The organism is Paenibacillus oryzisoli, assembly GCF_001653565.1.
In the GTDB taxonomy this organism is placed as follows: domain Bacteria; phylum Bacillota; class Bacilli; order Paenibacillales; family NBRC-103111; genus Paenibacillus_E; species Paenibacillus_E oryzisoli.
In genome coordinates, this window is the sequence record NZ_LYPB01000083.1 from 1 (window position 1) to 25,104 (window position 25,104).

Below are 25,104 nucleotides of genomic sequence, written 5' to 3' on the forward strand. Positions count from 1 at the left end.
CCTAGCTACAAAGGTGGCCTGGCCCCTCCCTTGGTTGGACTTTCACCAACTAGATAATGCGTGCCTCTGGGCACGCCACAACACAAAAGAGCTTGCCGCAGCAAGCTCCCTCTCATTCATATCTCTTCCACTATCTCTTCCACTATCTTCTCCGCTACCTTACCAAGGCCGTTTCCCGCCGCCGAGCTTTGTCAGAACACCATCGTACGCCGCGTCATACGCTTCGAAGATTTTCGCCGCAATCGGGGAGGCCCCGTAGCGTCCGAAACCGCCTTCCGGTACAACGACCGCTACGGCCAGCTTGGGATTTTCCACTGGTGCAAAGGCAATCAGTACGGCATTCTCAACTCTTCCGCCAGCTACATCCTGCGTGGATGTTCCTGTTTTACGGGCGACATTGAAAGGTAATTCGTCAATGCCTTGTGCACCACTTTTCATTCCGTGAATGATCGTATTCCAGTCTGCTTGTGAGAACTCTTTGGATGAATCTTCTAGAACCTCAGGCTCAACGGTTTTCACGAGATTGCCTTGATAATCCCGTATTTCTTCGACAAAGAGGGGTTTCATCCGTTTCCCGCGGCTAGCAAGCGTTGCCGTATATTGCGCAAGTTGCAAAGTAGTCGTTTTCTCATTCTGTCCCCAGGATGCATAAACCATCGCCGACTGATAACTGTCCGTCTTCGCATTGCTGATAAAGTCATTGGACCCCACGATTTCGCCGGGCAGTCCGCTTCCCGTTTTCACACCCATACCGAACTTAGCTAGATATTCTGCCCACTTGGCTGTCACATTGGGATTTTCCCTGCCGTATTTGTTCCAGAATGGAATCCCTACCATCGCGGACATATACGTATTGGAAGAATTCTCAATCGCAGATGATGCGTTTAAGCTGCCATAAGCGTGTTTGTCAGAGTTCGAAATGGCGCTCTTCCCATCCCTACCAAAGGTGAACGTACCTGAATCATAATAAGTCTGCCCTGCTGTAAACAACTTCTCTTTCAAACCTATTAATACGGATAACGGCTTAATCGTTGATCCCATGAAAACAATGGAAGATGGATGCTTTGCATTCTCTTTGGCATCGGGGTATTTGGCTTTGGCTGTCGTAATCGTGCCATTCTGTATGTAAGACTCGATTTCCTTATAAGTAGCTGTTGCCATCCCACCGGTCCATGCGTTCGCATCGTAATCCGGGTAATTTGCCATCGTGATGACACGTCCAGTGTCCACTTCCATCGCTACCGCGAAGCCTGAGGAGGCCTTCACCCCATATTTCAAGTACGCATCATTCGCATTAGACGGTGAACGGAGATATTGAATATGATCATGCAGCATTTTCTCCGTCGCCTTCTGAACGTCCTTATTTATCGACAGATACAGGTTATTCCCCTTAATTGGAGCTGTAACTTCGGCTCTTCCAATGATTTTCATCGCGGCATTCACGGGATACTTCTTACTGCCATTCTTGCCGCGCAGCTCATCCTGATACATCCGTTCGATCCCATCGAAGCCGACATTCTCATTACTTAAATATTCTTCACTATTCGGATTATCCTTATAGATTTTTTTCGCTGTCTCGGTTGAAAATGCATTCGTATACCCAACTAATTGCGTAGCAATTGTCGTCTTGTCGTCTTCCACCTCATAGGTGCGGATGCTTTCTTCCGTTACTTCCAGCCCTTTGAATTCATCCCGGTGTTCCAGTAAATACGCTATTTCTGCATTAGATAAATCCGCTTTAATACGGCGTGGTACGGAATAATAGCTCGGGTCTTTCACTGGTTTTTTATTAATGTCATAGCCCAAGTCCATTGCAAGGACAATCTCTTCCGTTGTAGGACTGACAGTATTCGGTTTCGCAAACTTGTCAAATATTTCGCTCTTAATGCGTTTAGCCAAATCAATATTCGTATCTTTATCCTGTCCTGGTTCAATACGGAAAAATAAGGACTGTACAGGAATGGTATACGCTAGAGGGGATCTTGTAGAATCATAAATATTGCCGCGAATCGGGGCGATCTTGTTCGTTGTATTCGTATTGGTATTCTCTGCGGCCTTCAGATCCTTGGCTTGAACGAATTGAAGAATCGCTAACCGCACGATTAGCACTGAAAACAATAAGAAGGTGACGAAGAAAAATATATTGATCCGAAACGAAAAGTGCCGTTTTTTAGTAATTTCTTTTTTCTTCGGATCATCCATAATGGATGACTTCATGCGGATTCATATCCTTTCTTACTCTCACTTAGGTCGTACTTCACCGGCCACCAACAGGCGCTTGAAACAATTCAAGCAAGGAGCGTATGCCTTCTCCCGTGTGATACGGGTATCGAATAATACGAATGGCATCAATGCCAACTTGATTAGGGGCCCAAATATCATTCGTCTCATGATCCCCGATATACAGTACATCACTTGCATCAACATCCGCCATCTGTAAAGCAAGCTGAAAAATAGCGGGATCAGGCTTCTCTAAACCAACTTCAGTGGATACAAGTACGGGGTCAAAATAATGCAATACCCCTTTGTCAGCGAGAATGGCTTTCAATGTAGGCGCAAAATTAGAAATAATGCCAATGCGGAAGCCTCGTGTCTTCAGCTCTTCCAGAAATGGCTTTACGTCATCAAATAAATCATAATACTCCGGTGCTGTGAAAATTTCATATAACTCATGACAGCAATTAAAGATTTCTTCCTCGGTCCAATCTTCATGAACGCCTAGCTTATGCAGAACATAGTGGTATAGGTTAACCCAGAATTCACGATCTGACTCAGGGCTGCACACCACGAAGTTATCTTTTTTTTCAACATAATAAAATAGACGAAATGCTTCTGTAAAAAGTTCATTAATATGATCTTCATCCCGATCAACTGCGCGCAGTTGCAAGTATTGTTTCAATATCGTTTGAGCTGCTGGAATCGTAACTAACGTATCTCCTGCATCTAAATAAATCATCTTATACGCATGTAACTCTCTTGGCATATTTTCTCCTTTAAACGTCCCTCACATGTGTTTGATCAAAATTCGGCGGATTGAACCAATTGGCTCCACTTGCCACCCAAGTTGAATCCAGAGGTACCCACTTATCTGTTTCTTTCAGATATACTTCATTCCAAGCATGCGGGCCATACCCACCCTGTCCATCGTAGCCTAGACCTGTGACAACCTTCACATCAAGTCCAATGGATCTAGCCATTTGCGCGTATAACCTTGAATAGTCAATACAAACGCCTTCTTTGGTATTAAACGTATCCTCTGGTGTTTGTTCCTTCCAAATACGCTGCTCTTCATATAGCTTCACTTTATTCCAATCATATTGGACTCGGGTTCCGACCCAACTGTATAGCAATTTAGCTCTCTCTTCGTCTGTGGTAGCATTCGCCGTAATTTCTTTGGCTGCATCTGAAATGTTACCTGGGATTTTTGCATCAAGGACTTCATATTTCCGTTGCAAAATATTGGTGAATTCTTGTTCAACAGCACGCGTGAATACAGGTGCCTTCTCCGCTATGAAATCACCTGTGAAGGGTGAAATCACTTCTTGAGCTCCTTTTTGATACATATGCGAGGATTCAATATAAGGGGTTAGCATCGAGTGAGGGAACAAGGAGACATATATAAATAAAATCGCGATCAGCATAAGCGCTCTAGCAAATCCAGCAACAGATCCAATAGCCCCGCCTGAAACCGAGCTCAAGACGGAATGACTCCGTTTGGGCATGGCAAACCGTTCAGCTAACCAACGCCCTAACACTAAATCAACCAAGTGATTCAACATTTGTTTGATAATCACATAGCCAAAAATAAATAAAACACCAAATCGGAGTAACGGAAAATCACGCAAGCTAGTAATGACGGTATAATAAGCTTGTTTTAACGCACTTATGTCTACCGTCGGAATCTGCACGTTCTGATCTTTCAACCATATTTGAATCCAAGGTGAAATCAATTGCACACCTTTCCATGCTATAACCATGGAAAGGATGGCAAGTACCGCTTCCACCAACATAGCCACGAAATGCCTGGCTGAACCAGAGCCGCCACGGAAAAATCCTTGCAATACAGACGTTGCAATCGTGAGAACGATCAAGATGGATATAAAATTGATTGAGGTTGTTTGAAACCACGCGTTATCCGTCATGTGTACTCACCTTCCTTTGATAGGCTAGCCCAGCTAATGACTAGGCATTTGTCTTGGCTTGCTCGATGAATGCTTTCACGGCAGCATTGGCATTCATCTTGAATGTTTTTCCTAGAAAAGTAACTTGAACCTCTTCGGAACCTGCTTTTCCTTCCACTTGCAAGCTTTTCGTCGTAATCAAAAAGGAACCGTCCGGGTTAGCCTTGAATTTCGCTTCTTTGGCTTCGGAAGTCAAGGCACTAACGGCCTTATCTTTGATGTCATCACTGACTTGCGAAATAACAGTTGTCCCAATATCTTTTATTTTATCCTTATAACTCGCTCCATAAACGATAAGTGCCCCAACGATAACAAGGACTACGAGCCATTTCACCACCGTTTTTACAATTCCAATCACAATAAATAAAACGATGATAGCTCCTACAATTAAATACCAACGATCCTGAGCAAACGAAATCCACTGATCCATCTATAACCCCTCCTCATAATCCAAAAGTCCCTTCCTATCATACTACATGGACTCCTTAATCTTCATCTCTTTTTTTCCTTAACTGTGCTAGTTTCTCCTCAATTTCTTTGGTCTTATCTATGCTTTTTCCAGTCCTGCGATACGATTGTCTTAATCGGAAAACAAGAAAAATGCCAACAGCTGCCAAAAGTATAAAAACGATAGGATCCATGGGTCCTCCCTGTTTCGAATTTGTGTCATTTGTCCCGAACGGTCATATCCTTAGGACGAGCGGCGTAAAACTTAAGAAGAGATGAAACTAAAGGATCGAGGTGGGAAAACTGTGAGAACAGCCATATGGTTGTACTTATTTATGTTTGTTGCATTTTTTGACCTACACGCGCAATACCCAATTTTGTCCCCATTCGCCTTATCGCTGGGAGCAGCTCCTTCATTTATCGGGCTCATCATGGGCGTATATTCGCTCACTCATCTTCCAGGCAATCTCATTGCAGGCTATGGTGTAGACAAATACGGCAGTAAACTGTTCATTGTCTTTAGTTTAATTGTAGCAGGGATCATCTTACTATTTCAATCCAACGTGAGAGATCCGTGGCATCTACTCTACATTCGTTCCATCAGTGGATTTGTACTAGCTTTCCTATCCCCTGCTTGTTTAACTTTATTAGCTCGCATTGCTCGTGATCGTATTCATCAAAGCAAGCTCATGGCAGGCAACGGTCTCGTTCATACCCTGGCATCTGTGGTTTCACCTGCGGCAGGCGCTGTCTTAGTGGCCAAAATAGGCTTTACAACTGCTTTCTCCGTGTTAGGCTGGATCCTGATTATCACAGGTATTCTTGCCATTTTCGGTGTCAAAGAGAAAGAAATGCTCTCTCACAAAGCGGACAAGTTGAGCTCTAAAACCGTCTTAGACTCGCACGGTCACCATGCCCCTCCGGAAATTAAAGAGGGTGATGATGAGGGTGTTTCTATTCCTTGGCTCTTCTTCCTCATTCCCATGGCCCTCTCTTGCTCCCAGGGGATTCTGTTCTTCGAACTGCCCTTAATGAAATCGGCACGGGAATCCATTCTTACTTCTGGTGTATTTTTCACCTTAGTCAGTTTAGGAGCACTACTCAGTATTTCTTTCTGGTTTTTGAATAAAATATCACCATTTCTACGGACAATCGGCGGGAGTATCGGACTTGCCGCAGTATTCTTCGGATTAGCCATCCAGTGGCCCATTCCATTAACCGTATCCCTTTTCTTAATCGGTATGGCCAAAGGTGTCATTTATCCCGCGCTTGCCGCTTTACTTGCCAGTATTACTAGCAGCTCTCGATATGGTCGTGTGTTCTCACTGCTTTCGATTTCTTATTCGGTCGGTGCCTTTATTGGTCCGATGATGGCCGGTCAACTTCGCGATCATATTTCCTCTTATTTCATTGCATTCTTCATTCTCATGTTAGCCCTGTCACTATTGCCGTTTCGTACGTTCAAATCACCTATGTTAACTTCATAATTTCGCTTCTCTAACAAAGGCTTGATGTTGTCAGGCCTTTTTTCATGTGTCACACGCTGTAAATCCTTGTCATTTCCCAGGAAATATTGCACCTTCGCATGACTTGGATCGCTGCTCCAAACGGGGTATACTACTCTAAAAGGAGTGAGGGTGATTCCATGTCCATTGCCATAATTGTTGAAGGAAAAAATGATAGAAGTCGCTTGAAGCGAGTCGTGGATGATACCGTCATCATTCATTGTACCTTCGGCACGCCAAGTTCCCTTACACTTGACTCGTTGCGCAAAAAAGTAGGCGATCTGCCTGTATACATATTCACCGATAACGATGCATCCGGCAAAAAGATCCGTTATTTGCTCCGCGATACATTTCCGGACGCCGAACACATCTATACTCGTAAGGGTTATGCAGGTGTAGAAGGAACGCCTGAAGAATATCTCATCGGGCAATTAGAAAAAGCAGGACTGGACGCATATATTGTCTACCCTGCGCCCAACCCTGCTTATGAATAATCTGATATTACTTCCCTTTGGATAGGGTAACAACATCCTTGACGATATGTGCGGCATCCAACTCTGGATTGCTTGCATCATAGTAATTTCTTAGTTGCCCTTTCGGATCCACTAACAAGATCGCATTGGAATGTGAGAAATTGCCGTCCTTCTCTTTGATCACCATGATACCGAAGTCCTCAGCAAGCTTATGTACCTTCGCTTCCTCACCTCGGAGGAATGTCCATCCGCCTGGAACCGGCTTCGATTCGAAGCGATTTCCGAAGGCCTTTAACACTTCAGCCGTATCCCTTACTGGGTCCACAGTTATCGATAGAATTTCCGCTTTGGATCCCAGTAAATCCTTTTTCTTCAATTCATCCTGTATCTGCGAAAGTAAGAAACTTGTTGGCAAGCATACATCCGGACAGAAGGAATAGAAGAAATAGACGAGTCTCACTTTACCTTCCATATCTTTCGAGGTAACCGTTTTGCCATCTAAGTCCTGAAGTTGAAACGAAGGCGCCGCCTTCATGGCTGTTAATCTTTCATCCGGCTTACTGCCGTTCGACACTAATTTATAAGCGAAGGATGCAATCATCGCAATTAAAATCGCAGCAATCGCTAGCTTAAACCAGTTTTTCTCCAAAAACGTCCCCATCGTTTTCGTCCCCCAAACTAAAATTTCGCTGTCGTATCAATGACCATCAAGAACGACAACAGCGTTAAATATAAAAGGGAGAACAAGAACATGCGCTTTGCCCATACAATTTCCGCTTCCCCAGTTGCTTTGAACCCTTTGACACTCATGAATACCCACGTTAATCCAAGTATTGTAGATACAATCAAGAAAATTGTTCCTACGTAACCATATGCCGTCAACATCACCGTAACGGGTACTAATAGAACGACATAACGAACCATACTAATTTTAGTAACGAAAGTACCTTTGACTACCGGCAGTAATGGGAAGCCCGCTGCACGATACTCTTCCATGCGGCGAATACCAAGCGCCCAGAAATGCGGTGGCTGCCATAAGAACAAGAAGAGGAAGATCAAGATTGCTCCTAAATCTACTGTACCACTAACTGCACAATATCCGATGACCGGCGGTGTCGCACCTGAGAACGCACCAACGAATGTACTCCACACGGAAGTCCTTTTGAACCATGCTGTATAGAGCCACACATATAAAAACAATCCGAGTAAACCGATCAGCGTTGCTAGTGGTGATTGCGCTCCGAAATATAGAACACCTAAACCAATAGTCCCCAATATGATGCCGTAGCCAAGTACGAAATTCGCGGTAAGTCTTCCGCTAGGGAGTGCTCTATTCTGCGTGCGCTCCATCTTGGCATCCATCTCACGGTCCAAGTAATTGTTCAATACGGTACCACCAGCCATTACCAATGCTGTTCCCAACATGGTCATAATCAGATGAATCCAGTCTACATCCCACTTCGCAGCTAACCAATATCCAGCAAAAGCTGTCATCAGATTGGAATAAATAATACCCGGTTTCACCAGTGTGTAAAACTCTTTCAGGGTCACAGGTTCTGCTGAACTTCTTTTTAAGCTGGCATCTATAGAATCTGTTCCGGCGGAATCTTGTGATGATCCTTTCGAAACGGTTTCGTAGGTGACTTGATTATCCATGTTAAATTGACCTCCTCTATGTTAAATTTCCGATTCTACATCTTAATGAACATTCCCATCATACCAACCCCTACAGCATTTGACAATGAAGCACAGGCAGTTGTCATCATATTGTCGATTCTCCCTTCCAGTATGCGTGGAAAATGCGCTTACCATTCGATGCCATTTCGGAATATGTGGAAAAATTGTAAATCGTACTCAATCAACTTATTGCAGGAATCCTCATTATCCTGGTTTCTTCGGTCAATTCAAACAATTTTTATCGATAGAGCCGGTAACCTCCATAAAGCTTTCTATCGCCATTATCCCATTGGCTCAGAATAGCAGCTTCGAGAATCCTGAGCCAATGGGATAGTGCCCATAAGCTTCAGCTTGAACATATGCCCCGGTCCCAACCCCAGCCGCACGCAATAAATAGAAAGAGGAGACAGGTCATAACCTGCCTCCTCTTTCTATTTATTCACTAGCAATGGCGTTACATCAAATAAGCTCAGCCGGATTTGATGCCACGCCTTCGTCAGAACATCTTGCAGCTCCCAAGCATGCTTGCCCATGACAGTCACCACCAGCCCATGCTTATACGTTAAACTGGCTCCCATACGAACCCGGCCATCTTCCAGTTGACTTAATTTGTCGACCAGGGTTTCAAGGTGACGTGGCACAAGCCGGTCAGAGAAAATAAACAGACTACCCATATGCGTTTCATCTTCCCAGCAACCTGGTGAAGTCAGCTTCATGATCGCGGGTTCAATTCGCTGGTTTTGGTAGAAAATCAACTCACCTTCATACCATACCTTCATCCGGTTCATATACCGCGTATAGTGAAATATTTCCCCCCGCTGCGTGCGGCCAGGGCAGAGGATATCAGAGAAAATCAATGCTGATCCTCTTGATAGATACGCTTCTGTTTCTGCGAATAAAACTGCGTCCTTATACAGCATTAAAGGTTCAGGCACATACTCTAGCAGCGCGTCGACTTCAAGTCGAAGTATCTGATGCTGCGTGCTTCCCTGAGCTTCAGTCGAAGGATGAACTTTCGTGAACGACTGGTTTGTTAGAAAAACACGTGCGCCCTCTTCAAGGCGCACGTTAATTTCATAATGATCACCGGCCATCAGGCCAGGTGAGCAATCCATCATATAGACGCCAAGTTGATCCAAGGGGGCGGCCCCTTCTGTTAACGTTTCGTTCTCGTAACGAAACGTTTTGGCTATTTTGAGCGGGGAGGCATGATATTTGTGTACGAGCCGTGTGATTCCGCTGCGCACTGCAAATTGTGCAGATATCTCCCCAGTCAGCTTAGGCATGGCTGTACTCCGTCTCCACCCAAGTCACGATATCATCTAGCCCAGTACCACCCATTAAGTTGGAGAAGATATATGGTCGTTCACCGCGCATCTTTTTCGTATCGGAATCCATGACTTCCAGAGAGGCACCGACATAAGGAGCAAGATCGATTTTGTTAATGATCAACATATCCGAACGCATGATGCCAGGACCGCCTTTGCGAGGAATTTTCTCTCCTTGGGCCACGTCTATGATATAGATGAAGCGATCCACAAGCTCTGGACTGAAAGCAGCCGCCAAATTATCGCCGCCACTTTCAATGAAAATAATATCGAGGTTCTCAAATCGCTGCTCTAGCTCCTCAATCGCTTCGAAATTCATTGAAGCATCCTCACGGATTGCTGTATGCGGACATCCACCTGTCTCTACTCCGATGATTCTCTCCTCTGGCAGAGCCTCAGAACTAATTAGAATGCGCGCATCTTCCTTCGTATAAATATCGTTAGTAATCACAGCGATACTATAGCGGTCGTTCAGCTTTCTTGCCAAGCGCTCTACAAGCGCGGTTTTACCTGAACCTACGGGACCGCCGATCCCAATTCGCATAGGACGCGTCCGATCTACAGATGGCTTCTCCCATTGATGGTGATGATGATGACCGTTACCTTGACACATTGTCATTCCTCCTCAGATATATTGAAATGTCATTAGGACATAAATAACCGTGAATATAATGTTTCATGCTGCATCATCGCAAGATCAGCCGACGGAGAATTCGTGCAGGCTTCCATAGGATCGAGCTGTGAAACACGTTGCCATTCACTTCCTGTCAGTGGAACGAGCTTCGCAAGCAACATCTGACCTTGTGTCTGTCCAATGGACATCAGTCTGAGCGCACTATTGATACACGTCATGATACAGGTATATAGATAGCCTTCAGCAGCTTGGTTCAACGGAACGCCCAGATGGTAGCTCACCCAACCATGAACAACGGGATGATTAGAGCTGCATCTCCCCGCACTAACTTCATCATCGAGCGGCTGCCAATTCAGCTCCGGATACAGCGAACGCGATAATTGGAGCAGTCTGCGCCCCATTTTCTGAACGCCGCTCCGCGACTCACTCCCTACCCGCTGCACATGCAGCATATGGTCGAGTTCCCACAGCTTCTCCAGCTCCCCTTGAGGAATGTGCAGATAAGCCGCTTTGATCACCATGGCATCCGAGGATGCCCAACTGCACGCAAGCATCGACCGAATATAGGCTTCCAGTTCAGAGATTGTCGTCAATCTCCCTTGTTGAACGAGCGTTTCCAATCCAAATGAATGTGAAAACCCACCAATCGGAAGCGCCGAATCCAACAGCTGCTGATAGGCTAACCAATGGAACGGAGGATGTTCTGCTGCCCTCAATGCCCTCACCTCGATCGGACTTTCTTCTACGCTACCTAAAATAAAAAGTACAACTGAGCCATTGGCAATTCCGTCGCAGGCTCACAAGTCACGGCTTCCCCATCAACCTTAACCTCGTAGGTTTCCGGATTCACTTCTATAGAAGGAGTTTCATGGTTATGAATCATATCTCGCTTCGAAATGCTCCTGCATCCCTTCACGGGCTCAATCCGCTTCTGCAATCCGAATCGTTCACCGATTCCATTGTCATACGCTGCCTGAGAAACGAAAGTAATCGAACTTTGCGTTACCGCTTTCCCAAATGCAGCGAACATCGGTCTACCGAAAACAGGCTGCGGTGTTGGAATAGAGGCGTTCGGGTCACCCATTTGCGCATACGCGATGCTGCCACCTTTGAGAACGAGATCCGGCTTTACACCGAAAAACATCGGACTCCAAACCACCAAATCTGCAAACTTGCCTGGCTCAATCGACCCGACAAGATGCGAAATACCGTGAGTAATGGCTGGATTGATGGTATATTTCGCGATATAGCGTTTAATTCGGAAATTATCATGTTCTTCCGTATCGGGGGCTAGCGATCCGCGTTGTTTTTTCATTTTATCCGCCGTTTGCCACGTTCGAATTATGACCTCGCCAACTCGCCCCATCGCTTGGGAATCGGAGCTCAGCATACTGAACACCCCTAGGTCATGCAAAATATCCTCTGCTGCAATCGTCTCAGGACGAATCCGAGAATCTGCGAAAGCGACATCCTCTGGAATTCGGCTATCCAAGTGATGGCACACCATCAACATATCCAAATGTTCTTCGATTGTGTTAATCGTGTACGGACGAGTCGGATTGGTCGAGGAGGGTAAGACATTCATCTCAGCGGCCGCTCGAATAATATCCGGTGCATGACCGCCGCCCGCTCCCTCGGTATGGTACGTATGAATGGTACGTCCCTTGATCGCGGCAAGCGTATCTTCAAGAAATCCCGCTTCATTTAAAGTATCCGTATGAATCGCCACTTGCACGTCATAACGATCTGCCGCTTCCAAACACATGTTGATTGCTGCAGGTGTTGTTCCCCAATCTTCATGAAGCTTTAAGCCAATAGCGCCTGCTTCAATTTGTTCCGTCAGAGGTTCCAAGAAGGAAGCGTTCCCTTTGCTGGTAAAGCCCAGATTCATCGGAAATGCTTCGGCTGCCTCCAACATCCGCTGCATGTGCCATGCACCTGGTGTACAAGTTGTGGCATTGGTCCCCGTTGCCGGCCCCGTCCCCCCGCCGATCATCGTCGTCACACCAGAGGAAAGCGCGGTTTCAATTTGCTGCGGACAAATAAAATGGATATGCGCGTCGATGCCGCCAGCCGTTACGATTTTACCCTCACCCGCGATAACTTCGGTGCTTGCACCTACGATCATATTCGGATGCACGCCATCCATAATATCCGGGTTACCTGCTTTGCCAATGGCAACAATATGACCATCCCGAATACCTATATCGCCTTTGACAATGCCCCAATGGTCAATAATGACAGCATTTGTTATTAAGGTATCTAGTATACCCTGTGCACGAGTCGCTCCGCTGGATTGCCCCATGCCGTCACGGATGACTTTCCCCCCGCCAAATTTACATTCATCCCCATATACGGTGTAGTCATGTTCAATTTGCGCCCAGAGCTCCGTATCAGCTAATCGGATGGCATCACCCGTCGTGGGGCCGAACATGAGTGCATAGTTCTTACGATCTATTCGACTCATCGAACATCCCCTCCCAGACCTGCCATCTTGCTCTCGTTTCTTCCGGCATTTTATCTTTCTCCGCCAAACCTTGACTCAAATTATTCAGCCCATAAGATAGTTTCGCTCCACCTAATTCAACAAGTTGAACGGGTTTCTGCTCACCAGGCTCGAAACGGACAGCTGTTCCCGCTGGAATGTCCAGCCGCATCCCAAAGGCTAACTCTCGTGCGAAATCCAAACCCCGATTAACTTCAAAGAAATGAAAATGCGACCCCACTTGAACTGGTCGATCTCCTGTATTCGTAACAATGATTTCTATTGTCTGTCTGTTGGCGTTCATTTCTATATACCCTTTGGCTGTTCGATATTCACCGGGAACCATGGAAGCGCCCCTCTCATGATTAATTAAGTAATTGGTTCATGCACAGTAACTAATTTGGTGCCATCAGGAAACGTTGCTTCCACTTGCACCTCATGAATCATGTGAGGTACACCCTCCATTACCTGATCTGCCCTCAATATTGTGGTACCCAACGCCATGAGCTGTGCAACCGTCAAGCCATCCCTAGCTCCCTCCATAATTTCGGAAGTCAGTAGCGCCATACTTTCTGGATAATTCAGCTTTAATCCTCTGGCGAGCCTTCGTCTAGCTAAGTCAGCAGCTACGGTGATGAGTAACTTCTCTTTCTCTCTTTCCGTTAAATGCACGAATCTCACCTCTTCGAAATCCGAATAATGGTTATCCTTTACACTCATTATATTCGTGTATTTCATGATTGTAAATCACAAATGTCATATTTACTTACATGTAAAACTAAAATTTTCACCTTATCCATCGTATTTTATGTGATTTTCACAATGCCTTTGTTTGAATTTGTGCGTTTTTACCAAAAAAATCTATTTTAGTGTCACATATATTGACATTAACTTGTATCGCCATTTATCATAAGCCGTGTAATCCAAATCTTGTAAGGCAAGGGAGTGGGACGTGAATGAGAGAGATAAGAAACAAGGGTAAGCTTACAGTTGCACTAAGTATGGCTTTGATGTTAGTAGCGGCCGGCTGTGCGAAGACAGAAACTACCACCTCAACAACGACTGCACCTGTAGCTGGGGCAACATCAGGCGACACCGTACCCGTGGGTATACTTCACTCACTAACAGGTACAATGTCCATCAGCGAGGTATCCGTACGAGATGCTGAGCTCATGGCGATTGACGAAATTAATGCAGCTGGGGGACTATTAGGCAAAAAGATTAAACCCGTGATCGAAGACGGGGCATCGGATTGGCCAACTTTTGCAGAGAAGACAAAGAAGCTCCTGCAAAAAGACAGCGTAGTAACGATTTTCGGTTGTTGGACATCGGCTAGCCGTAAAGCCGTCCTACCGGTCGTCGAGCAAAACAAAGGATTATTGTGGTATCCGGTTCAGTATGAAGGCGTAGAATCATCACCAAACATTTTCTACATCGGCGCAACAACGAATCAACAAATCATCCCCGCAGTCACATGGCTCCTGCAAAACAAAGGCAAGAAATTCTTCCTCCTTGGTTCTGATTATGTCTTCCCTAGAACAGCCAACAAGATCATTAAAGAACAGTTGAAAGCAGATGGGGGAACTTTGCTTGCGGAAGAATACACACCGCTTGGACACACTGACTACAATACAATCATCAGTAAGATCAAAAAGGAAAAGCCAGACGTTGTCTTCAACACATTGAACGGTGATAGTAACGTCGCCTTCTTCAAGCAACTGAAAGATGCAGGCATTACATCCAAAGATCTAACAACCATGTCCGTGAGTATTGCCGAAGAAGAAGTTCGCGGTATCGGTGCTTCTGTTCTTGATGGTCACTACACTGCTTGGAATTACTATCAAACAACAGATACACCTGAAAACAAAAAGTTCGTTGAGGCTTACAAAGCCAAATACGGCAAGGACCGTGTAACGGATGATCCGATTGAAGCTGGGTACACAGCTGTGTATCTGTGGGCTGAAGCTGTGAAGAAAGCTGGTTCCTTTGACGTAGAGAAAGTAAAAGCAGCAGCCAAAGGCATCGAGTGGAATTCACCTGAAGGTAAGGTCACGATTGATGGTGAGAATCAACATATTTACAAAACAGCACGTATCGGCCAAATTGCAGCAGATGGTCAAATCAAAGAAATTTGGAATTCAGGTAAAGCACTCAAACCCGATCCATTCCTCAAAACATACCCTTGGGGCGCAGAAGTAACGAAATAATTCATACCGCTGCAAGTTGGTACTCAGAAACCAGGACTGCCTCACCGCAGTCCTGGATTTCATTATTTTACTCCGGGTTCTGAAAGGAGAGGTCTTCATGAGTTTGCTGCTGCTTCAAATATTTAACGGACTCAGCTTAAGCTCCATTCTGCTTCTGATTGCTATCGGTCTCGCCATCACCTTTGGTCTCATGAACGTTATGAATATGGCGCATGGCGAATTTATTATGATTGGTGCTTATATGGCCTACCTCGTGCAGAAAGGATTCCAATCCTATTTGCCTGCCTCTGCTTTCGGCTGGTATTTCGTCGTATCACTCGGCGTAGCCTTTGTTGTCGCTTTTGCCATAGGGTGGCTGCTCGAAGTTGTGCTCATCCGCTTCATGTACGGCAGACCGTTGGACAGTTTATTAGCTACCTGGGGTGTCTCCCTTGCCTTGCAACAAATTGCGCGATCCATCTTCGGCGCTCCGAATGTCGCTGTGAAAGCACCGCAATGGTTAGAAGGCGGCTGGCATGTAACGGCAGACCTGATCCTTCCATATAAGAGACTGTTCATCATTGGACTTGTAGCCTTATGCATCTTGATCATCTATCTATATCTCTACCACTCTGCTGGTGGAAGACGTATGAGAGCCGTTATGCAGAATCGCCAAATGGCTTCATGCTTAGGAATATCCACGCGTAGAGTCGATGCGCAATCTTTTGCTTTCGGTTCCGCTATGGCAGGTATCGCTGGTTGTGCGCTCTCTTTACTTGGACCCATCGGTCCCACCATTGGGACCTACTATATTGTAGATGCCTTCATGGTCGTCGTACTTGGCGGGATCGGCAAGCTAATCGGTACCGTAGCTGGGGCACTTGGCATCGGTGTTTTCAATACGGCATTGGAGTATACAACCAGTGCTACGCTCGGTAAGGTGCTTGTGTTTACACTCATTATCGCCTTCCTACAATGGAAACCAATGGGACTTGTAACGATGCGTTCGAGATCCTTAGATTGAAGAAAGGATGTGACTTCCATCTATGCTTTTGGCCAAACAATCTAAGCTCAAATTAACGATCTATGGGATCTGTCTACTTCTTATTGCGCTTGCCCCCCTATTCTTGTCTGACTTTCGTTTATCCTTACTCGGCAAATTCCTGGCTTATGCCATTATCGCGATCGGAATAGATTTAATATGGGGATATACCGGTATTCTAAGCTTGGGCCATGGTGTTTATTTCGGGCTCGGAGCATATTGTATGGCCATGCACTTGAAGCTGGCTTCCACGCCTAATCAATTGCCTGATTTCATGTCCTGGAGTGGGGTCAAAAGCTTGCCATGGTTCTGGATGCCGTTCCACAGTCCAGCAGCCGCATTCCTATTAGCGCTCATTGTACCGATGATCGTCGCCTTCATCCTTGGCTATTTCACGTTCCGCAATCGGATCAAGGGTGCATTCTTCTCCATTTTGTCCCAAGCCTTAGTCATCATTACTGTGACACTCTTCGTTGGGCAGCAAGGGTATACAGGCGGAACGAATGGATTGACGAACTTCACGTCCTTTCTCGGTCTGAATCTGCAATTACAATCAACCAAACTGTTGTTCTTCTACCTCACCTTAGCTGTTGTACTCGTTGTATTAATCCTAAGCACCATGCTCGTTAGCAGCCGCCTCGGCAACATTCTGACTGCTATCCGCGATGGTGAGAATCGGGTTCGCTTCATCGGTTATAATCCCGTTACGTATAAGGTGTTCATCTACTGCCTATCCGCGGGGTTGGCTGGACTTGCCGGCGTACTCTTCGTACTTCAAGAGGGGATCATCTCCCCTGCACAAATGGGTATCGTACCCTCGATTGAAATGGTGCTATGGGTAGCCATCGGTGGTCGTTCAACAATTGGCGGCGCTGTTCTAGGGGCATTAGTTACGAATGCAGCTAAAACAACCTTCAGCGAAGCCTATCCGGCTTGGTGGCCCATCATGATGGGCGCCATGTTTATCATCGTCGTACTGCTGCTTCCGAAGGGAATCGTCGGCACACTGACCCCTTATTTCTCCAATTGGAAAAGAAACAGAACTCAGCATCCGAAACCCATCTCTACCACGCAAGAAGTTATAGAAACATGACCGCACTTATGCAAACCGGAAAGGGGAACATTTCAATGCTAGGACAATTAGCGAAACAACAACCGACAACTGACGAGACCATCCTGAGCGTCAAAGGACTTGAGGTGAACTTCGACGGTTTCAAAGCCTTGCGTAACCTAGACTTCTCGCTACAACAAGGTGAACTCCGCTTCCTTATCGGTCCTAATGGCGCTGGTAAAACAACGCTGCTTGATGTCATTTGCGGCAAAGTAAAGCCATCCCAAGGACACGTCATATTCAAGGATTCGATTGATCTCACCAAACACCAGGAGCACCAAATTGCCCAGCTTGGGATTGGCCGCAAATTCCAAGCGCCGACTGTTTTCTCCACGTTAACGGTGTTTGAGAATTTGGCGCTGTCCATGAAACAACAGCGCGGCCTCCTCAGCGCGCTATGGGCCAAAACTACAAATGAACAAAGAGAACGACTTCAAGTCAGGCTCGACATGATTGGTCTGACAAGCAAAGTCAAAGAACGTGCAGGCTCCCTCTCTCATGGAGAGAAGCAATGGCTTGAGATCGGCATGCTGCTGATGCAAGAGCCTGATCTCTTGCTGCTCGACGAACCTGCTGCTGGCATGACGGATAGGGAAACAGAGAAGACGGGCGAACTGCTGCATGAAATAGCAGCCAATCAAACCATTATCGTCGTCGAGCACGATATGGCCTTCGTTCGCCAATTCGCAAGAATGGTAACGGTTCTCCATGAAGGAACCGTCCTGCGCGAGGGAACCATGCAAGACATCCAGAACGACGACAAAGTAGCGGAAGTCTATCTCGGAAGGAGAGTTGAACGCGGTGCTTAAATTACAAGGCATAGAATCTGGCTATGGCGAAAGCATGGTCATCCGTAACGTCAACCTCGAAGTAAGACCTGGTCAAATCGTTTGCCTAATGGGCCGCAACGGGGTTGGGAAATCAACTCTAATGAAGAGTATTATGGGGCTCATTAAACCTCGTTCCGGTTCCATCCACTACATGGACGCAGATCTCACTTCATCTTCACCAGATCGCCGCGCCAAGTCGGGGATTGGCTATGTACCGCAAGGCAGGGAAATATTTCCCCAGCTCACTGTCGAGGAAAACCTTTTACTAGGCTTAGAAGCTTCATCCGATCGCCGCAAGAAACTACCAGACACGATCTTCGATACGTTTCCTGTCCTACGTCAAATGCTCCACCGTAAAGGTGGAGACCTCAGTGGCGGTCAGCAGCAGCAATTAGCCATCGCAAGGGCATTGGCCCCTGGACCCCAACTGTTGCTTCTAGATGAACCTATGGAGGGGATTCAGCCATCTATCGTCATGGAGATTGAGGCCATCATTGAAACGATTAAACGCAATCGAGAGATTGCCGTTCTTCTAGTAGAGCAAAGCTTAGAATTTGCTACAAGCATCGCTGATTACTACTATGTACTCGACCGCGGCACAATTGCAGCGGAAGGAAAAGATGCGCTTCTGAGCGAAGACCTCGTCCGTAAACATTTGACGGTATGATCGAACGCCTTCTTATCCTCCTAATCGAATGAAGCTGACTTCCTTGACCTAAGAACAAAGGTTCAAGTAAGAATCAGCTTCTTTCTTCTGTTTGAAAAAAAAGTTAAAACTGGACGTCACAAAATGGATAGGATAACATGTCATATAGATAGGATCGATTATTGCGGGAAGGCATATCGAGCACCTAGCCTTTTAAAGGAAAAGGAGGGGAACCTGTATGTCCAAAATATTAATCATCGAAGACGACTTAAGTATCGGTGAAATGATGTCTATTTACTTATACGAAGATGGCTATGAAGTGAAACGAGCAGAGAACGGCCGACAAGGCGAGGTCTTATTCCGGGATTTTCAACCTGATATGATTATTCTTGATCTTATGCTGCCTGATATGGACGGCATCCAACTATGCACAACCATTCGTCAAACTTCCACCATACCCATCTTGATGGTATCTGCCAAGAACGAAGTTTCGGATCGTGTGAAGGGCCTTCAGACAGGCGCAGATGATTATTTGTGCAAACCCTTTTCGATGAGAGAGCTATCAGCCAGAATACAAGCCTTGCTTCGACGTTCCAACGCCTACCCACCACTGGTCCCACCGCCATCCGATGCGCTTAATCCAGAAGGGATTCACTTAGATTTAGACAAGCGTTGTCTATATGTAAGCGGCAAGAGTATCGAGACAACCTTCTCTGAATACGAAATCATGAAGCTATTCTGGCAAAATCAAGGCAGGGTTTACAGTCGAGAAGAATTGTTAAATCGTGTTCGGGGTTTTGATTCCCAAGTAACAGAGCGTGCAATCGATGTACATATCGCCAACCTTCGCAAGAAAATCGAGGATGATCCCAAAGAACCCAAGCACGTTAAGACCGTGTGGGGTGTCGGTTATAAATTTCTACTGTGATAAAGCTCCTTCGGGAGCTTTTTTTGTTTTGCAAAAATGCCCACAAAATTCGTCACCAAATAGGCAGAAGCACAATATGATGATTATGGAAAATGACCTTTTGGATCGTTACATCACATTACATGAAGGAAGCTTTCGTATGGAAAGCTCAAGGAGGAAATTATCATTATGTTGAATAACCCTTACAAAATAGGTAATCAAGCAATGCCGCAAATGCAATATGGCACTCCCTATCCGGCTTACCCTGTTCCAACTGCAATTACGAATAAGATTGTTCCCCAAACGCCAGCCGGATCTGTCCTCACACCCCCAGGAAGTGGATTACAAACAGGCGTGAATATACCGGGAATGCCAGCACTCGAAGAATCCTATATCGAAAATATTCTTCGTTTGAACCTTGGTAAAATGGCAACCATCTACATGACATATGAAAACAACTCTGAGTGGAACGCCAAAATTTTCAAAGGAAGATTAGAAGCTGCAGGCCGTGATCATATTATTATCAGCGATCCTGTTACCGGCATGCGTTTCCTTCTACTTATGGTGAACTTGGATTACATTACATTTGATGAAGAACTTAATTATACCTACCCCTTCCGAGGCGGAGCAATCTCTAGATAATGACTGAATTGCAAACAAAAACCCGTTGCTCTGATAGAGCAGCGGTTTTTTTGTTTAAGAATACTTAATGGGCGAGAAATGCCACATGTGCAATTTTGAGATGCCGCCTTTGATCCATTGCTCCCAGTCGCCATACTGCCCATCTCGTAATCGCTCAATATTCAATCGTTCCTCCTTCATGCTCAGATAGTCTTCATACGTTACATCATGCCAAATTTCTACATAAAGTCCTTCTTGATCAGTTCCCTCCAACAGCTCCAAACGCCCTTCCCGTAGCTGTTGGCTTTGCATATAGATGAGAAAAGAAGCTCGAAATTCAGATTTTATGGCATACTCTACAAAAACTTTAGACATTTTTAGATCTCCTTCTGATTTATTTTTTGCTCTAAAATGGTAAACTAAGAGTAAGTTGTAAATTTGACCCCTCAGCTCAGATACAGAACAAACCATGTGTACAGAACACTTAGGAGGATAACCAGTTGGATACAGGCACTCATCTTGTCATTGGCTTAGGATTAGCAGGGCTTTCACAAATTGATCCTAGCATTTCCGCAAATACTGCTGCAACAACTGCTGTTTTCATTGGAACTGTCGTCGGCTCTCAAATTCCCGATATTGACGGACTGCTGCGATTCAAGGGCAATGCCCTTTATATTCGCAATCATCGCGGTCGCTCACATTCTTTGCCTGCCCTCCCCTTATGGACGTTGTTGATCACTGGTGCACTTGCGCCGTTTTTCCATGGCATATCCTTCCTTCATCTCGCGATGTGGATCGGTATCGCGGTTTGTGTTCATGTGTTCACTGACTGTTTCAACACGTATGGTACGCAGGCCATTCGACCCTTTTCGCAAAAATGGGTATCCTGGAACATCATTCACATCTTCGACCCATTCATATTCACAAGTCACATCGCCGCGATCTTCATGTGGTCCTTTGATCTAGCGAAACCGCAGCTAATTTTCCCAACCTTATACGGCTTACTTGCGCTGTATTACATCTGGCGGACGCTTGACCATGCTATCATTGAAAAAGGTCTCTATCGTAAAGATGCCACTTACCAACCGGGTGATAAATATACCCTTATTGTAACATTCAATCTCTATGTCTGGAATGTAGTGAAAGAGCGCGCAGACGGGGCCTACCAGCTAGGCGAGCTCAAAAACGGCAAGCTGAAATGGCTGGACACCGTCACCAGCTCTAACCATCCTGCCGTCGAGATTTCCAAGCAGCACGAAGACATCCAAGCTTTGCTCTATTTCTCTTCTTTCACTTGTGCTGAAGTCAAAGAGCATCGGTGGGGCTATGAAGTGAGGTGGGCAGATGTCCGTTATCGCCATCGCAAACAGTTCCCGTTCGTCGGCGTCATTCGCATGGATCGTAATTTCCAAACGCTTGATTCATATGTGGGCTGGGTGAACGATACGAAGCTTGAGAAGAAACTGAAAGTTGATCTGTATTGATAATCTTTGCGGTTTTGAAATTGGCCCTTGCTTAGCTGCAAGGGCCTTTATACTATGCTTGGCGTCACGCTCACCTGGCTGAACGCACCAAAACCCAGGAGCTATTTAGGCTCCTGGGCTTTCTTATTACATAATTCGGGTATGCTAGTACGAAGACTAGTTTCTAATTAACGGAAATTAGAACCAGATTGCCCCGCTAGCGTTTGCTCGGCGATTTGCACCAACCGGCGAGTAATTGCTCCACCGATAGACCCAGTGTCGCGAGTTGCCATGTTTCCATAGTAACCATCTTGAGGAATTTGAATGCCCAGCTCTTGAGCTACCTCATATTTCAATTGATCTAGAGCTTGAGAGGATTGAGGAACGACTAGAGAGTTGCTGTTGTTGTTACGAGATGCCATCAGGATCGAACTCCTTTCAGTCAGCTATAATCTTTGATGTATTTGCAAGCTTGCAAAGATAGTATGTGGAGGAAATGAATTTATATGCACAGCGCTCAAAAAAGTTTAATATAAGAAGATGTCATGAACTTCAAGAAAGTAGGTCGCTTATATGAGTAAACCGCTTGCACTCCTATTCGCAGTTGTTGGAACGCTGCTGCTCGCTAGTATTTCCCTATTCATTGCTCTGCGCGAGCCTTGGATGGTACTCCTCTTTACCTTCATTTCGTTAGGCTTTATCGGTTACGGTTTCGCAATGAAAGCCAAGATGCGTCGGAAAAACAAGCCTTCCGAATGAACAAAAAGCTCAAATCCCCAATCATTGGGATTTGAGCTTTTTGTATGTGTACCGCTATGCTTAGCGAACAATAAAGCCCATCCGCTTCTTTACTTCGAGCAGCGTTTGATTCGCCACTTCAGCAGCCTCATCCGCACCCCTTTTCAAAATGTCAAAAATCGCTCCAGAACTGCGAATCTCACGATAACGTTGCTGAATCGGCTCCAGAACAGAAACAATCTGTTCGGCCAGTTCCTTTTTGAAAGGACCATAACCTTGCCCCTCATATCTAGCCTCGATCTCCGCTAAACTCATCTCCGCAAAGTGGGAGTAAATCGACATTAAGTTACTGACCTCAGGTTTGTTCTGAGGGTCATACTTCACCTCACGCCCAGAATCCGTAACAGCACGACTTAACTTCTTACGAATAACATCTGGCTCGTCAAGCATTGCGATGTAACTGCCGGCATTTGGACTGCTTTTGCTCATCTTCTTGGAAGCGTCATCGAGTGACATAATGCGTGCGCCCACTTCAGGCATATACGGCTGCGGCATGACAAACATGTCACCAAAACGGTTATTAAAACGGTTAGCCAAATCACGCGTGAGCTCCAAATGCTGTTTCTGATCGTCTCCAACAGGAATAAGATCTGCGTTATATAACAAAATGTCTGCAGCCATTAGTGATGGATACGTAAATAGCCCTGCACCTACGGATTCCTTGCCATCTGACTTATCTTTGAATTGTGTCATGCGCTCAAGCTCGCCCATATGCGTCAGCGTCGTCATAATCCAGCCCAGCTCTGCATGGGCGTGAACATGCGACTGCAGGAAGACAGAAGCTTTATTCGGGTCAAGACCCGAAGCGATGTATAGCGATGCGATGGATTCGGTTTGTTCCCGTAGCGCGGCTGGGTCCTGCGGTACTGTGATCGCATGCATATCGACTACCATGAAATAACAACGATGCAGTTCTTGCAGCTTCACAAAGTTGCGAAGCGCCCCAATATAATTCCCAATCGTCAGCTGACCGCTGGATTGCATACCTGATAATACACGTTTCATTCGAAAAACCTCCAATTCGTATAAGTAAAAAAAGACAACAAAAAGGCCTCCCTCCGCAAGGGACGAGAGACCGTGGTACCACCCTAATTTGTCTACTTGCCTAACCATAAGTTAAGCGCATTGTAAACCTTCAGGCTCTGATAACGGAGAGCTACCGTTTAGCGTAATTAACTGTGGTTGCAGTCCGGCCTAGGTTCCGGTGATTGGACACAGTGTTCAGCCTCAAGCTCAAGGATCCATTCGGTTTGCTTGTTTCACCGGTTCGCACCAACCACCGGCTCTCTGAGAAACGGGAGACAAACGTACTTGTTCCTATCATCGCAATTGATTTCCTATTATTATACACCCTTAAGTATCAATGTCAATCAAGGACATTGTCCTAGATAGCCCAGCATGTACATAGGATAGTTACATACCAATTCCTTCGGCAAAGGGGTGTCATAGCATTGTCCTCGACTTTATACCGGTGGAGCCTTCCCGTCTCCACGGTGATTTGCATGTTACTCTTGTTTCTAATCGTTACAACAAGACAACTCCCCCCTATGGGGATGGTCATGGAACCTATCAGCCATATTTTCATGGCTTTCATGGACATCTTCTTAGATGCGCTTCCATTCATGATTCTCGGCGTACTGTTATCAACAATCGTTGAGAACTTCATTCCTGAAGGGGTTATTGCGCGACTGACTCCCAAACACCCGCTCGGTGGCGTCTTATTCGCCTGTGTGCTGGGAATTATGTTCCCTCTCTGTGAGTGCGGTATGATTCCTTTCGTTCGCAGGCTGATGCGCAAAGGTATGCCCGTCTACATCGCAGTCATTTTCATCCTAGTGGGGCCTATCCTTAATCCTATCGTCTTTGCTTCGACGTGGATGGCTTTCCGCGGCAACCCAGCCATGGCTTATTCTCGTATGGGTCTCACCTTCATCGTTGCGCTAGTCATCGGCTTCTTGCTCACCCGTTTCCTCAAAAGCAACCCCTTGCGGCATCCGATTGAGCCTGCAACAGCCAATTTAACACATGGCCATAAACACGCGCATGGAAGTCAACACATCGAAACGCATGATCATCATCACAACCACGATCACAAGCTCGATCATAGTCATGATCATGATCATGGCCATACTCATACGCATGATCATCATGGACATGACCATCATGGTCACAATCACGTCCACGGAGGCAGCAGGCTCATGACCATGGTCAGCCATGGCTCCTCCGAGTTGTTCGAGATGAGCAAGTATTTGATGCTAGGCGCCCTGTTGACCGCATTGATACAGACATTCGTGGCACAGGACAGCCTGAGCGCCATCGGCCAAGGCGCCTTCGTCTCCCATGTATTCATGATGGGCTTCGCCTACCTGCTCTCACTATGCTCAACCACAGATGCCTTCGTCGCAGTCTCCTTCGCCAAGTCATTCTCACCTGGCTCTCTGCTCGCCTTCCTAGTATTCGGCCCCATGATCGATGTAAAGAGCACACTGATGATGCTATCTATCTTTAAAGCACGATTTGTATTAACGCTTTCCATTGCTGTTGCGATAATAGTTCTGAGCGGCTCGCTTCTGTTTATGCACTTTTTTCTGGCTTAAACGGTGTTGATAGTCTTGGAATGAATTCTATGGCCACTATCCCTTTCGCTCAGGTTGTTGTCTCCAACGTGCTAAACTGAGCTTAGGGGATAGTGATGATAGGGTAACTCATCAGGAAACGATACCTCTCCCTCACCGCTTCTTTCTCCCCACCTACTGAACTGAGCTTAGGG

At 46.0% G+C, this 25,104-nt stretch carries 28 protein-coding genes and 1 other annotated feature; of the genes, 12 read left to right on the forward strand and 16 right to left on the reverse strand.

Annotated features, from left to right (window positions below; translation table 11 throughout):
• Positions 1-159 precede the first annotated feature (159 nt).
• Genes A8708_RS25135 through A8708_RS35630 form a run of 5 tightly spaced genes read right to left on the reverse strand, consistent with a single transcriptional unit; the run spans position 160 to position 4,822 of the window.
• A complete protein-coding gene (locus A8708_RS25135; protein WP_068668113.1) occupies positions 160-2,217 on the reverse strand; it encodes a peptidoglycan D,D-transpeptidase FtsI family protein in 2,058 nt (685 codons plus the stop codon).
• Positions 2,218-2,257: 40 nt separating this feature from the next.
• On the reverse strand, positions 2,258-2,983 hold the full coding sequence (locus A8708_RS25140) for an HAD-IA family hydrolase (RefSeq protein WP_068668115.1): 726 nt from the start codon (positions 2,981-2,983) through the stop codon (positions 2,258-2,260).
• Positions 2,984-2,993: 10 nt separating this feature from the next.
• Positions 2,994-4,142: a transglutaminase domain-containing protein gene (locus tag A8708_RS25145; protein ID WP_068668117.1), complete on the reverse strand. Its 1,149-nt coding sequence runs from the start codon at positions 4,140-4,142 to the stop codon at positions 2,994-2,996.
• Between the two features lie 40 nt (positions 4,143-4,182).
• A complete protein-coding gene (locus A8708_RS25150) occupies positions 4,183-4,611 on the reverse strand; it encodes a hypothetical protein (RefSeq protein ID WP_068668118.1) in 429 nt (142 codons plus the stop codon).
• Positions 4,612-4,666: 55 nt separating this feature from the next.
• A complete protein-coding gene (locus A8708_RS35630) occupies positions 4,667-4,822 on the reverse strand; it encodes a hypothetical protein (RefSeq protein WP_157265029.1) in 156 nt (51 codons plus the stop codon).
• A gap of 111 nt (positions 4,823-4,933) precedes the next feature.
• On the opposite strand from A8708_RS35630, the gene A8708_RS25155 reads away from it, so the two are divergent.
• Positions 4,934-6,115, forward strand: coding sequence for an MFS transporter (locus A8708_RS25155; RefSeq protein ID WP_068668120.1), 1,182 nt, complete (start codon positions 4,934-4,936; stop codon positions 6,113-6,115).
• A 158-nt stretch (positions 6,116-6,273) separates the two neighbouring features.
• On the forward strand, positions 6,274-6,627 hold the full coding sequence (locus tag A8708_RS25160) for a toprim domain-containing protein (RefSeq protein ID WP_068668122.1): 354 nt from the start codon (positions 6,274-6,276) through the stop codon (positions 6,625-6,627).
• A gap of 7 nt (positions 6,628-6,634) precedes the next feature.
• Here the strand turns inward: A8708_RS25160 and A8708_RS25165 are convergent, their stop codons facing one another.
• From A8708_RS25165 to A8708_RS25200, 8 genes are all read right to left on the reverse strand, one after another.
• Positions 6,635-7,267, reverse strand: a complete 633-nt coding sequence (locus A8708_RS25165) for an SCO family protein (protein ID WP_068668124.1) — start codon at positions 7,265-7,267, stop codon at positions 6,635-6,637.
• Positions 7,268-7,284: 17 nt separating this feature from the next.
• Positions 7,285-8,262 (reverse strand): heme o synthase, encoded by a 978-nt coding sequence (cyoE, locus tag A8708_RS25170; protein ID WP_068668126.1) that lies wholly within the window; start codon positions 8,260-8,262, stop codon positions 7,285-7,287.
• Positions 8,263-8,714: 452 nt separating this feature from the next.
• On the reverse strand, positions 8,715-9,569 hold the full coding sequence (locus tag A8708_RS25175; protein WP_068668128.1) for an urease accessory protein UreD: 855 nt from the start codon (positions 9,567-9,569) through the stop codon (positions 8,715-8,717).
• Positions 9,562-10,224, reverse strand: a complete 663-nt coding sequence (ureG, locus tag A8708_RS25180; RefSeq protein ID WP_068668130.1) for an urease accessory protein UreG — start codon at positions 10,222-10,224, stop codon at positions 9,562-9,564. Before ureG ends, A8708_RS25175 begins: the two co-directional genes overlap by 8 nt.
• 32 nt (positions 10,225-10,256) lie before the next feature.
• Entirely contained in the window at positions 10,257-10,970 is a 714-nt protein-coding gene (locus A8708_RS25185) for an urease accessory protein UreF (RefSeq protein WP_420848608.1), read from the reverse strand.
• Positions 10,971-10,996: 26 nt separating this feature from the next.
• A complete protein-coding gene (gene ureC, locus A8708_RS25190; protein ID WP_068668134.1) occupies positions 10,997-12,712 on the reverse strand; it encodes an urease subunit alpha in 1,716 nt (571 codons plus the stop codon).
• Positions 12,693-13,076, reverse strand: a complete 384-nt coding sequence (locus A8708_RS25195; protein WP_068668136.1) for an urease subunit beta — start codon at positions 13,074-13,076, stop codon at positions 12,693-12,695. Before A8708_RS25195 ends, ureC begins: the two co-directional genes overlap by 20 nt.
• Positions 13,077-13,099: 23 nt before the next feature.
• Positions 13,100-13,402, reverse strand: a complete 303-nt coding sequence (locus A8708_RS25200) for an urease subunit gamma (RefSeq protein ID WP_068668137.1) — start codon at positions 13,400-13,402, stop codon at positions 13,100-13,102.
• Between the two features lie 284 nt (positions 13,403-13,686).
• On the opposite strand from A8708_RS25200, the gene urtA reads away from it, so the two are divergent.
• The 7 genes from urtA to gerQ all read left to right on the forward strand — a co-directional run bounded on the left by urtA (position 13,687) and on the right by gerQ (position 20,094).
• Positions 13,687-14,937 carry an urea ABC transporter substrate-binding protein gene (gene urtA / locus A8708_RS25205; RefSeq protein ID WP_068668139.1) on the forward strand — a complete coding sequence of 417 codons (1,251 nt, stop codon included), beginning with the start codon at positions 13,687-13,689 and terminating at the stop codon, positions 14,935-14,937.
• Positions 14,938-15,034: 97 nt separating this feature from the next.
• A complete protein-coding gene (gene urtB, locus A8708_RS25210; RefSeq protein WP_068668140.1) occupies positions 15,035-15,940 on the forward strand; it encodes an urea ABC transporter permease subunit UrtB in 906 nt (301 codons plus the stop codon).
• A 22-nt stretch (positions 15,941-15,962) separates the two neighbouring features.
• Positions 15,963-17,051: an urea ABC transporter permease subunit UrtC gene (gene urtC, locus A8708_RS25215; protein WP_068668142.1), complete on the forward strand. Its 1,089-nt coding sequence runs from the start codon at positions 15,963-15,965 to the stop codon at positions 17,049-17,051.
• Between the two features lie 35 nt (positions 17,052-17,086).
• Complete coding sequence (gene urtD / locus A8708_RS25220) at positions 17,087-17,878, forward strand: urea ABC transporter ATP-binding protein UrtD (RefSeq protein ID WP_068668359.1); 792 nt, start codon at positions 17,087-17,089, stop codon at positions 17,876-17,878.
• Between the two features lie 34 nt (positions 17,879-17,912).
• Positions 17,913-18,566 (forward strand): urea ABC transporter ATP-binding subunit UrtE, encoded by a 654-nt coding sequence (gene urtE / locus A8708_RS25225; protein ID WP_420848613.1) that lies wholly within the window; start codon positions 17,913-17,915, stop codon positions 18,564-18,566.
• 217 nt (positions 18,567-18,783) lie between these two features.
• Complete coding sequence (locus A8708_RS25230) at positions 18,784-19,473, forward strand: response regulator transcription factor (protein WP_068668147.1); 690 nt, start codon at positions 18,784-18,786, stop codon at positions 19,471-19,473.
• A 168-nt stretch (positions 19,474-19,641) separates the two neighbouring features.
• Positions 19,642-20,094, forward strand: coding sequence for a spore coat protein GerQ (gene gerQ / locus A8708_RS25235; protein ID WP_068668149.1), 453 nt, complete (start codon positions 19,642-19,644; stop codon positions 20,092-20,094).
• A 54-nt stretch (positions 20,095-20,148) separates the two neighbouring features.
• On the opposite strand, the gene A8708_RS25240 is transcribed toward gerQ, so the two are convergent.
• A complete protein-coding gene (locus A8708_RS25240; RefSeq protein WP_068668151.1) occupies positions 20,149-20,448 on the reverse strand; it encodes a hypothetical protein in 300 nt (99 codons plus the stop codon).
• A gap of 125 nt (positions 20,449-20,573) precedes the next feature.
• On the opposite strand from A8708_RS25240, the gene A8708_RS25245 reads away from it, so the two are divergent.
• Entirely contained in the window at positions 20,574-21,557 is a 984-nt protein-coding gene (locus A8708_RS25245; protein WP_068668153.1) for a metal-dependent hydrolase, read from the forward strand.
• 167 nt (positions 21,558-21,724) lie between these two features.
• Here the strand turns inward: A8708_RS25245 and A8708_RS25250 are convergent, their stop codons facing one another.
• On the reverse strand, positions 21,725-21,958 hold the full coding sequence (locus A8708_RS25250) for a small, acid-soluble spore protein, alpha/beta type (protein WP_204787635.1): 234 nt from the start codon (positions 21,956-21,958) through the stop codon (positions 21,725-21,727).
• A gap of 151 nt (positions 21,959-22,109) precedes the next feature.
• Here A8708_RS25250 and A8708_RS25255 point away from each other — a divergent pair, with 151 nt between their 5' ends.
• Positions 22,110-22,295, forward strand: a complete 186-nt coding sequence (locus tag A8708_RS25255) for a DUF5325 family protein (protein WP_068668157.1) — start codon at positions 22,110-22,112, stop codon at positions 22,293-22,295.
• A gap of 60 nt (positions 22,296-22,355) precedes the next feature.
• Here A8708_RS25255 and trpS read toward each other — a convergent pair whose 3' ends face one another.
• Positions 22,356-23,339 carry a tryptophan--tRNA ligase gene (trpS, locus tag A8708_RS25260; RefSeq protein WP_068668158.1) on the reverse strand — a complete coding sequence of 328 codons (984 nt, stop codon included), beginning with the start codon at positions 23,337-23,339 and terminating at the stop codon, positions 22,356-22,358.
• A gap of 55 nt (positions 23,340-23,394) precedes the next feature.
• Positions 23,395-23,667 (reverse strand) — a binding site (T-box leader).
• 118 nt (positions 23,668-23,785) lie between these two features.
• Here trpS and A8708_RS25265 point away from each other — a divergent pair.
• Positions 23,786-24,931: a permease gene (locus tag A8708_RS25265; RefSeq protein WP_275667934.1), complete on the forward strand. Its 1,146-nt coding sequence runs from the start codon at positions 23,786-23,788 to the stop codon at positions 24,929-24,931.
• Positions 24,932-25,104: the final 173 nt, after the last annotated feature.

What these genes read in the sequence shown, in the direction of transcription:
- urtA (WP_068668139.1), top strand. Translation starts at nt 13,687, where the DNA reads ATGAGAGAGATAAGAAACAAGGGTAAGCTTACAGTTGCACTAAGTATG.
- A8708_RS25150 (WP_068668118.1), bottom strand. Translation starts at nt 4,611, where the DNA reads ATGGATCAGTGGATTTCGTTTGCTCAGGATCGTTGGTATTTAATTGTA.
- gerQ (WP_068668149.1), top strand. Translation starts at nt 19,642, where the DNA reads ATGTTGAATAACCCTTACAAAATAGGTAATCAAGCAATGCCGCAAATG.
- urtD (WP_068668359.1), top strand. Translation starts at nt 17,087, where the DNA reads ATGCTAGGACAATTAGCGAAACAACAACCGACAACTGACGAGACCATC.
- A8708_RS25145 (WP_068668117.1), bottom strand. Translation starts at nt 4,142, where the DNA reads ATGACGGATAACGCGTGGTTTCAAACAACCTCAATCAATTTTATATCC.
- A8708_RS25160 (WP_068668122.1), top strand. Translation starts at nt 6,274, where the DNA reads ATGTCCATTGCCATAATTGTTGAAGGAAAAAATGATAGAAGTCGCTTG.
- A8708_RS25135 (WP_068668113.1), bottom strand. Translation starts at nt 2,217, where the DNA reads ATGAAGTCATCCATTATGGATGATCCGAAGAAAAAAGAAATTACTAAA.
- A8708_RS25240 (WP_068668151.1), bottom strand. Translation starts at nt 20,448, where the DNA reads ATGTCTAAAGTTTTTGTAGAGTATGCCATAAAATCTGAATTTCGAGCT.
- A8708_RS25165 (WP_068668124.1), bottom strand. Translation starts at nt 7,267, where the DNA reads ATGGGGACGTTTTTGGAGAAAAACTGGTTTAAGCTAGCGATTGCTGCG.
- urtC (WP_068668142.1), top strand. Translation starts at nt 15,963, where the DNA reads ATGCTTTTGGCCAAACAATCTAAGCTCAAATTAACGATCTATGGGATC.
- ureG (WP_068668130.1), bottom strand. Translation starts at nt 10,224, where the DNA reads ATGTGTCAAGGTAACGGTCATCATCATCACCATCAATGGGAGAAGCCA.
- A8708_RS25175 (WP_068668128.1), bottom strand. Translation starts at nt 9,569, where the DNA reads ATGCCTAAGCTGACTGGGGAGATATCTGCACAATTTGCAGTGCGCAGC.
- A8708_RS25255 (WP_068668157.1), top strand. Translation starts at nt 22,110, where the DNA reads ATGAGTAAACCGCTTGCACTCCTATTCGCAGTTGTTGGAACGCTGCTG.
- A8708_RS25140 (WP_068668115.1), bottom strand. Translation starts at nt 2,983, where the DNA reads ATGCCAAGAGAGTTACATGCGTATAAGATGATTTATTTAGATGCAGGA.
- A8708_RS35630 (WP_157265029.1), bottom strand. Translation starts at nt 4,822, where the DNA reads ATGGATCCTATCGTTTTTATACTTTTGGCAGCTGTTGGCATTTTTCTT.
- trpS (WP_068668158.1), bottom strand. Translation starts at nt 23,339, where the DNA reads ATGAAACGTGTATTATCAGGTATGCAATCCAGCGGTCAGCTGACGATT.
- ureC (WP_068668134.1), bottom strand. Translation starts at nt 12,712, where the DNA reads ATGAGTCGAATAGATCGTAAGAACTATGCACTCATGTTCGGCCCCACG.
- urtE (WP_420848613.1), top strand. Translation starts at nt 17,913, where the DNA reads ATGGTCATCCGTAACGTCAACCTCGAAGTAAGACCTGGTCAAATCGTT.
- cyoE (WP_068668126.1), bottom strand. Translation starts at nt 8,262, where the DNA reads ATGGATAATCAAGTCACCTACGAAACCGTTTCGAAAGGATCATCACAA.
- A8708_RS25250 (WP_204787635.1), bottom strand. Translation starts at nt 21,958, where the DNA reads ATGGCATCTCGTAACAACAACAGCAACTCTCTAGTCGTTCCTCAATCC.
- urtB (WP_068668140.1), top strand. Translation starts at nt 15,035, where the DNA reads ATGAGTTTGCTGCTGCTTCAAATATTTAACGGACTCAGCTTAAGCTCC.
- A8708_RS25195 (WP_068668136.1), bottom strand. Translation starts at nt 13,076, where the DNA reads ATGGTTCCCGGTGAATATCGAACAGCCAAAGGGTATATAGAAATGAAC.
- A8708_RS25230 (WP_068668147.1), top strand. Translation starts at nt 18,784, where the DNA reads ATGTCCAAAATATTAATCATCGAAGACGACTTAAGTATCGGTGAAATG.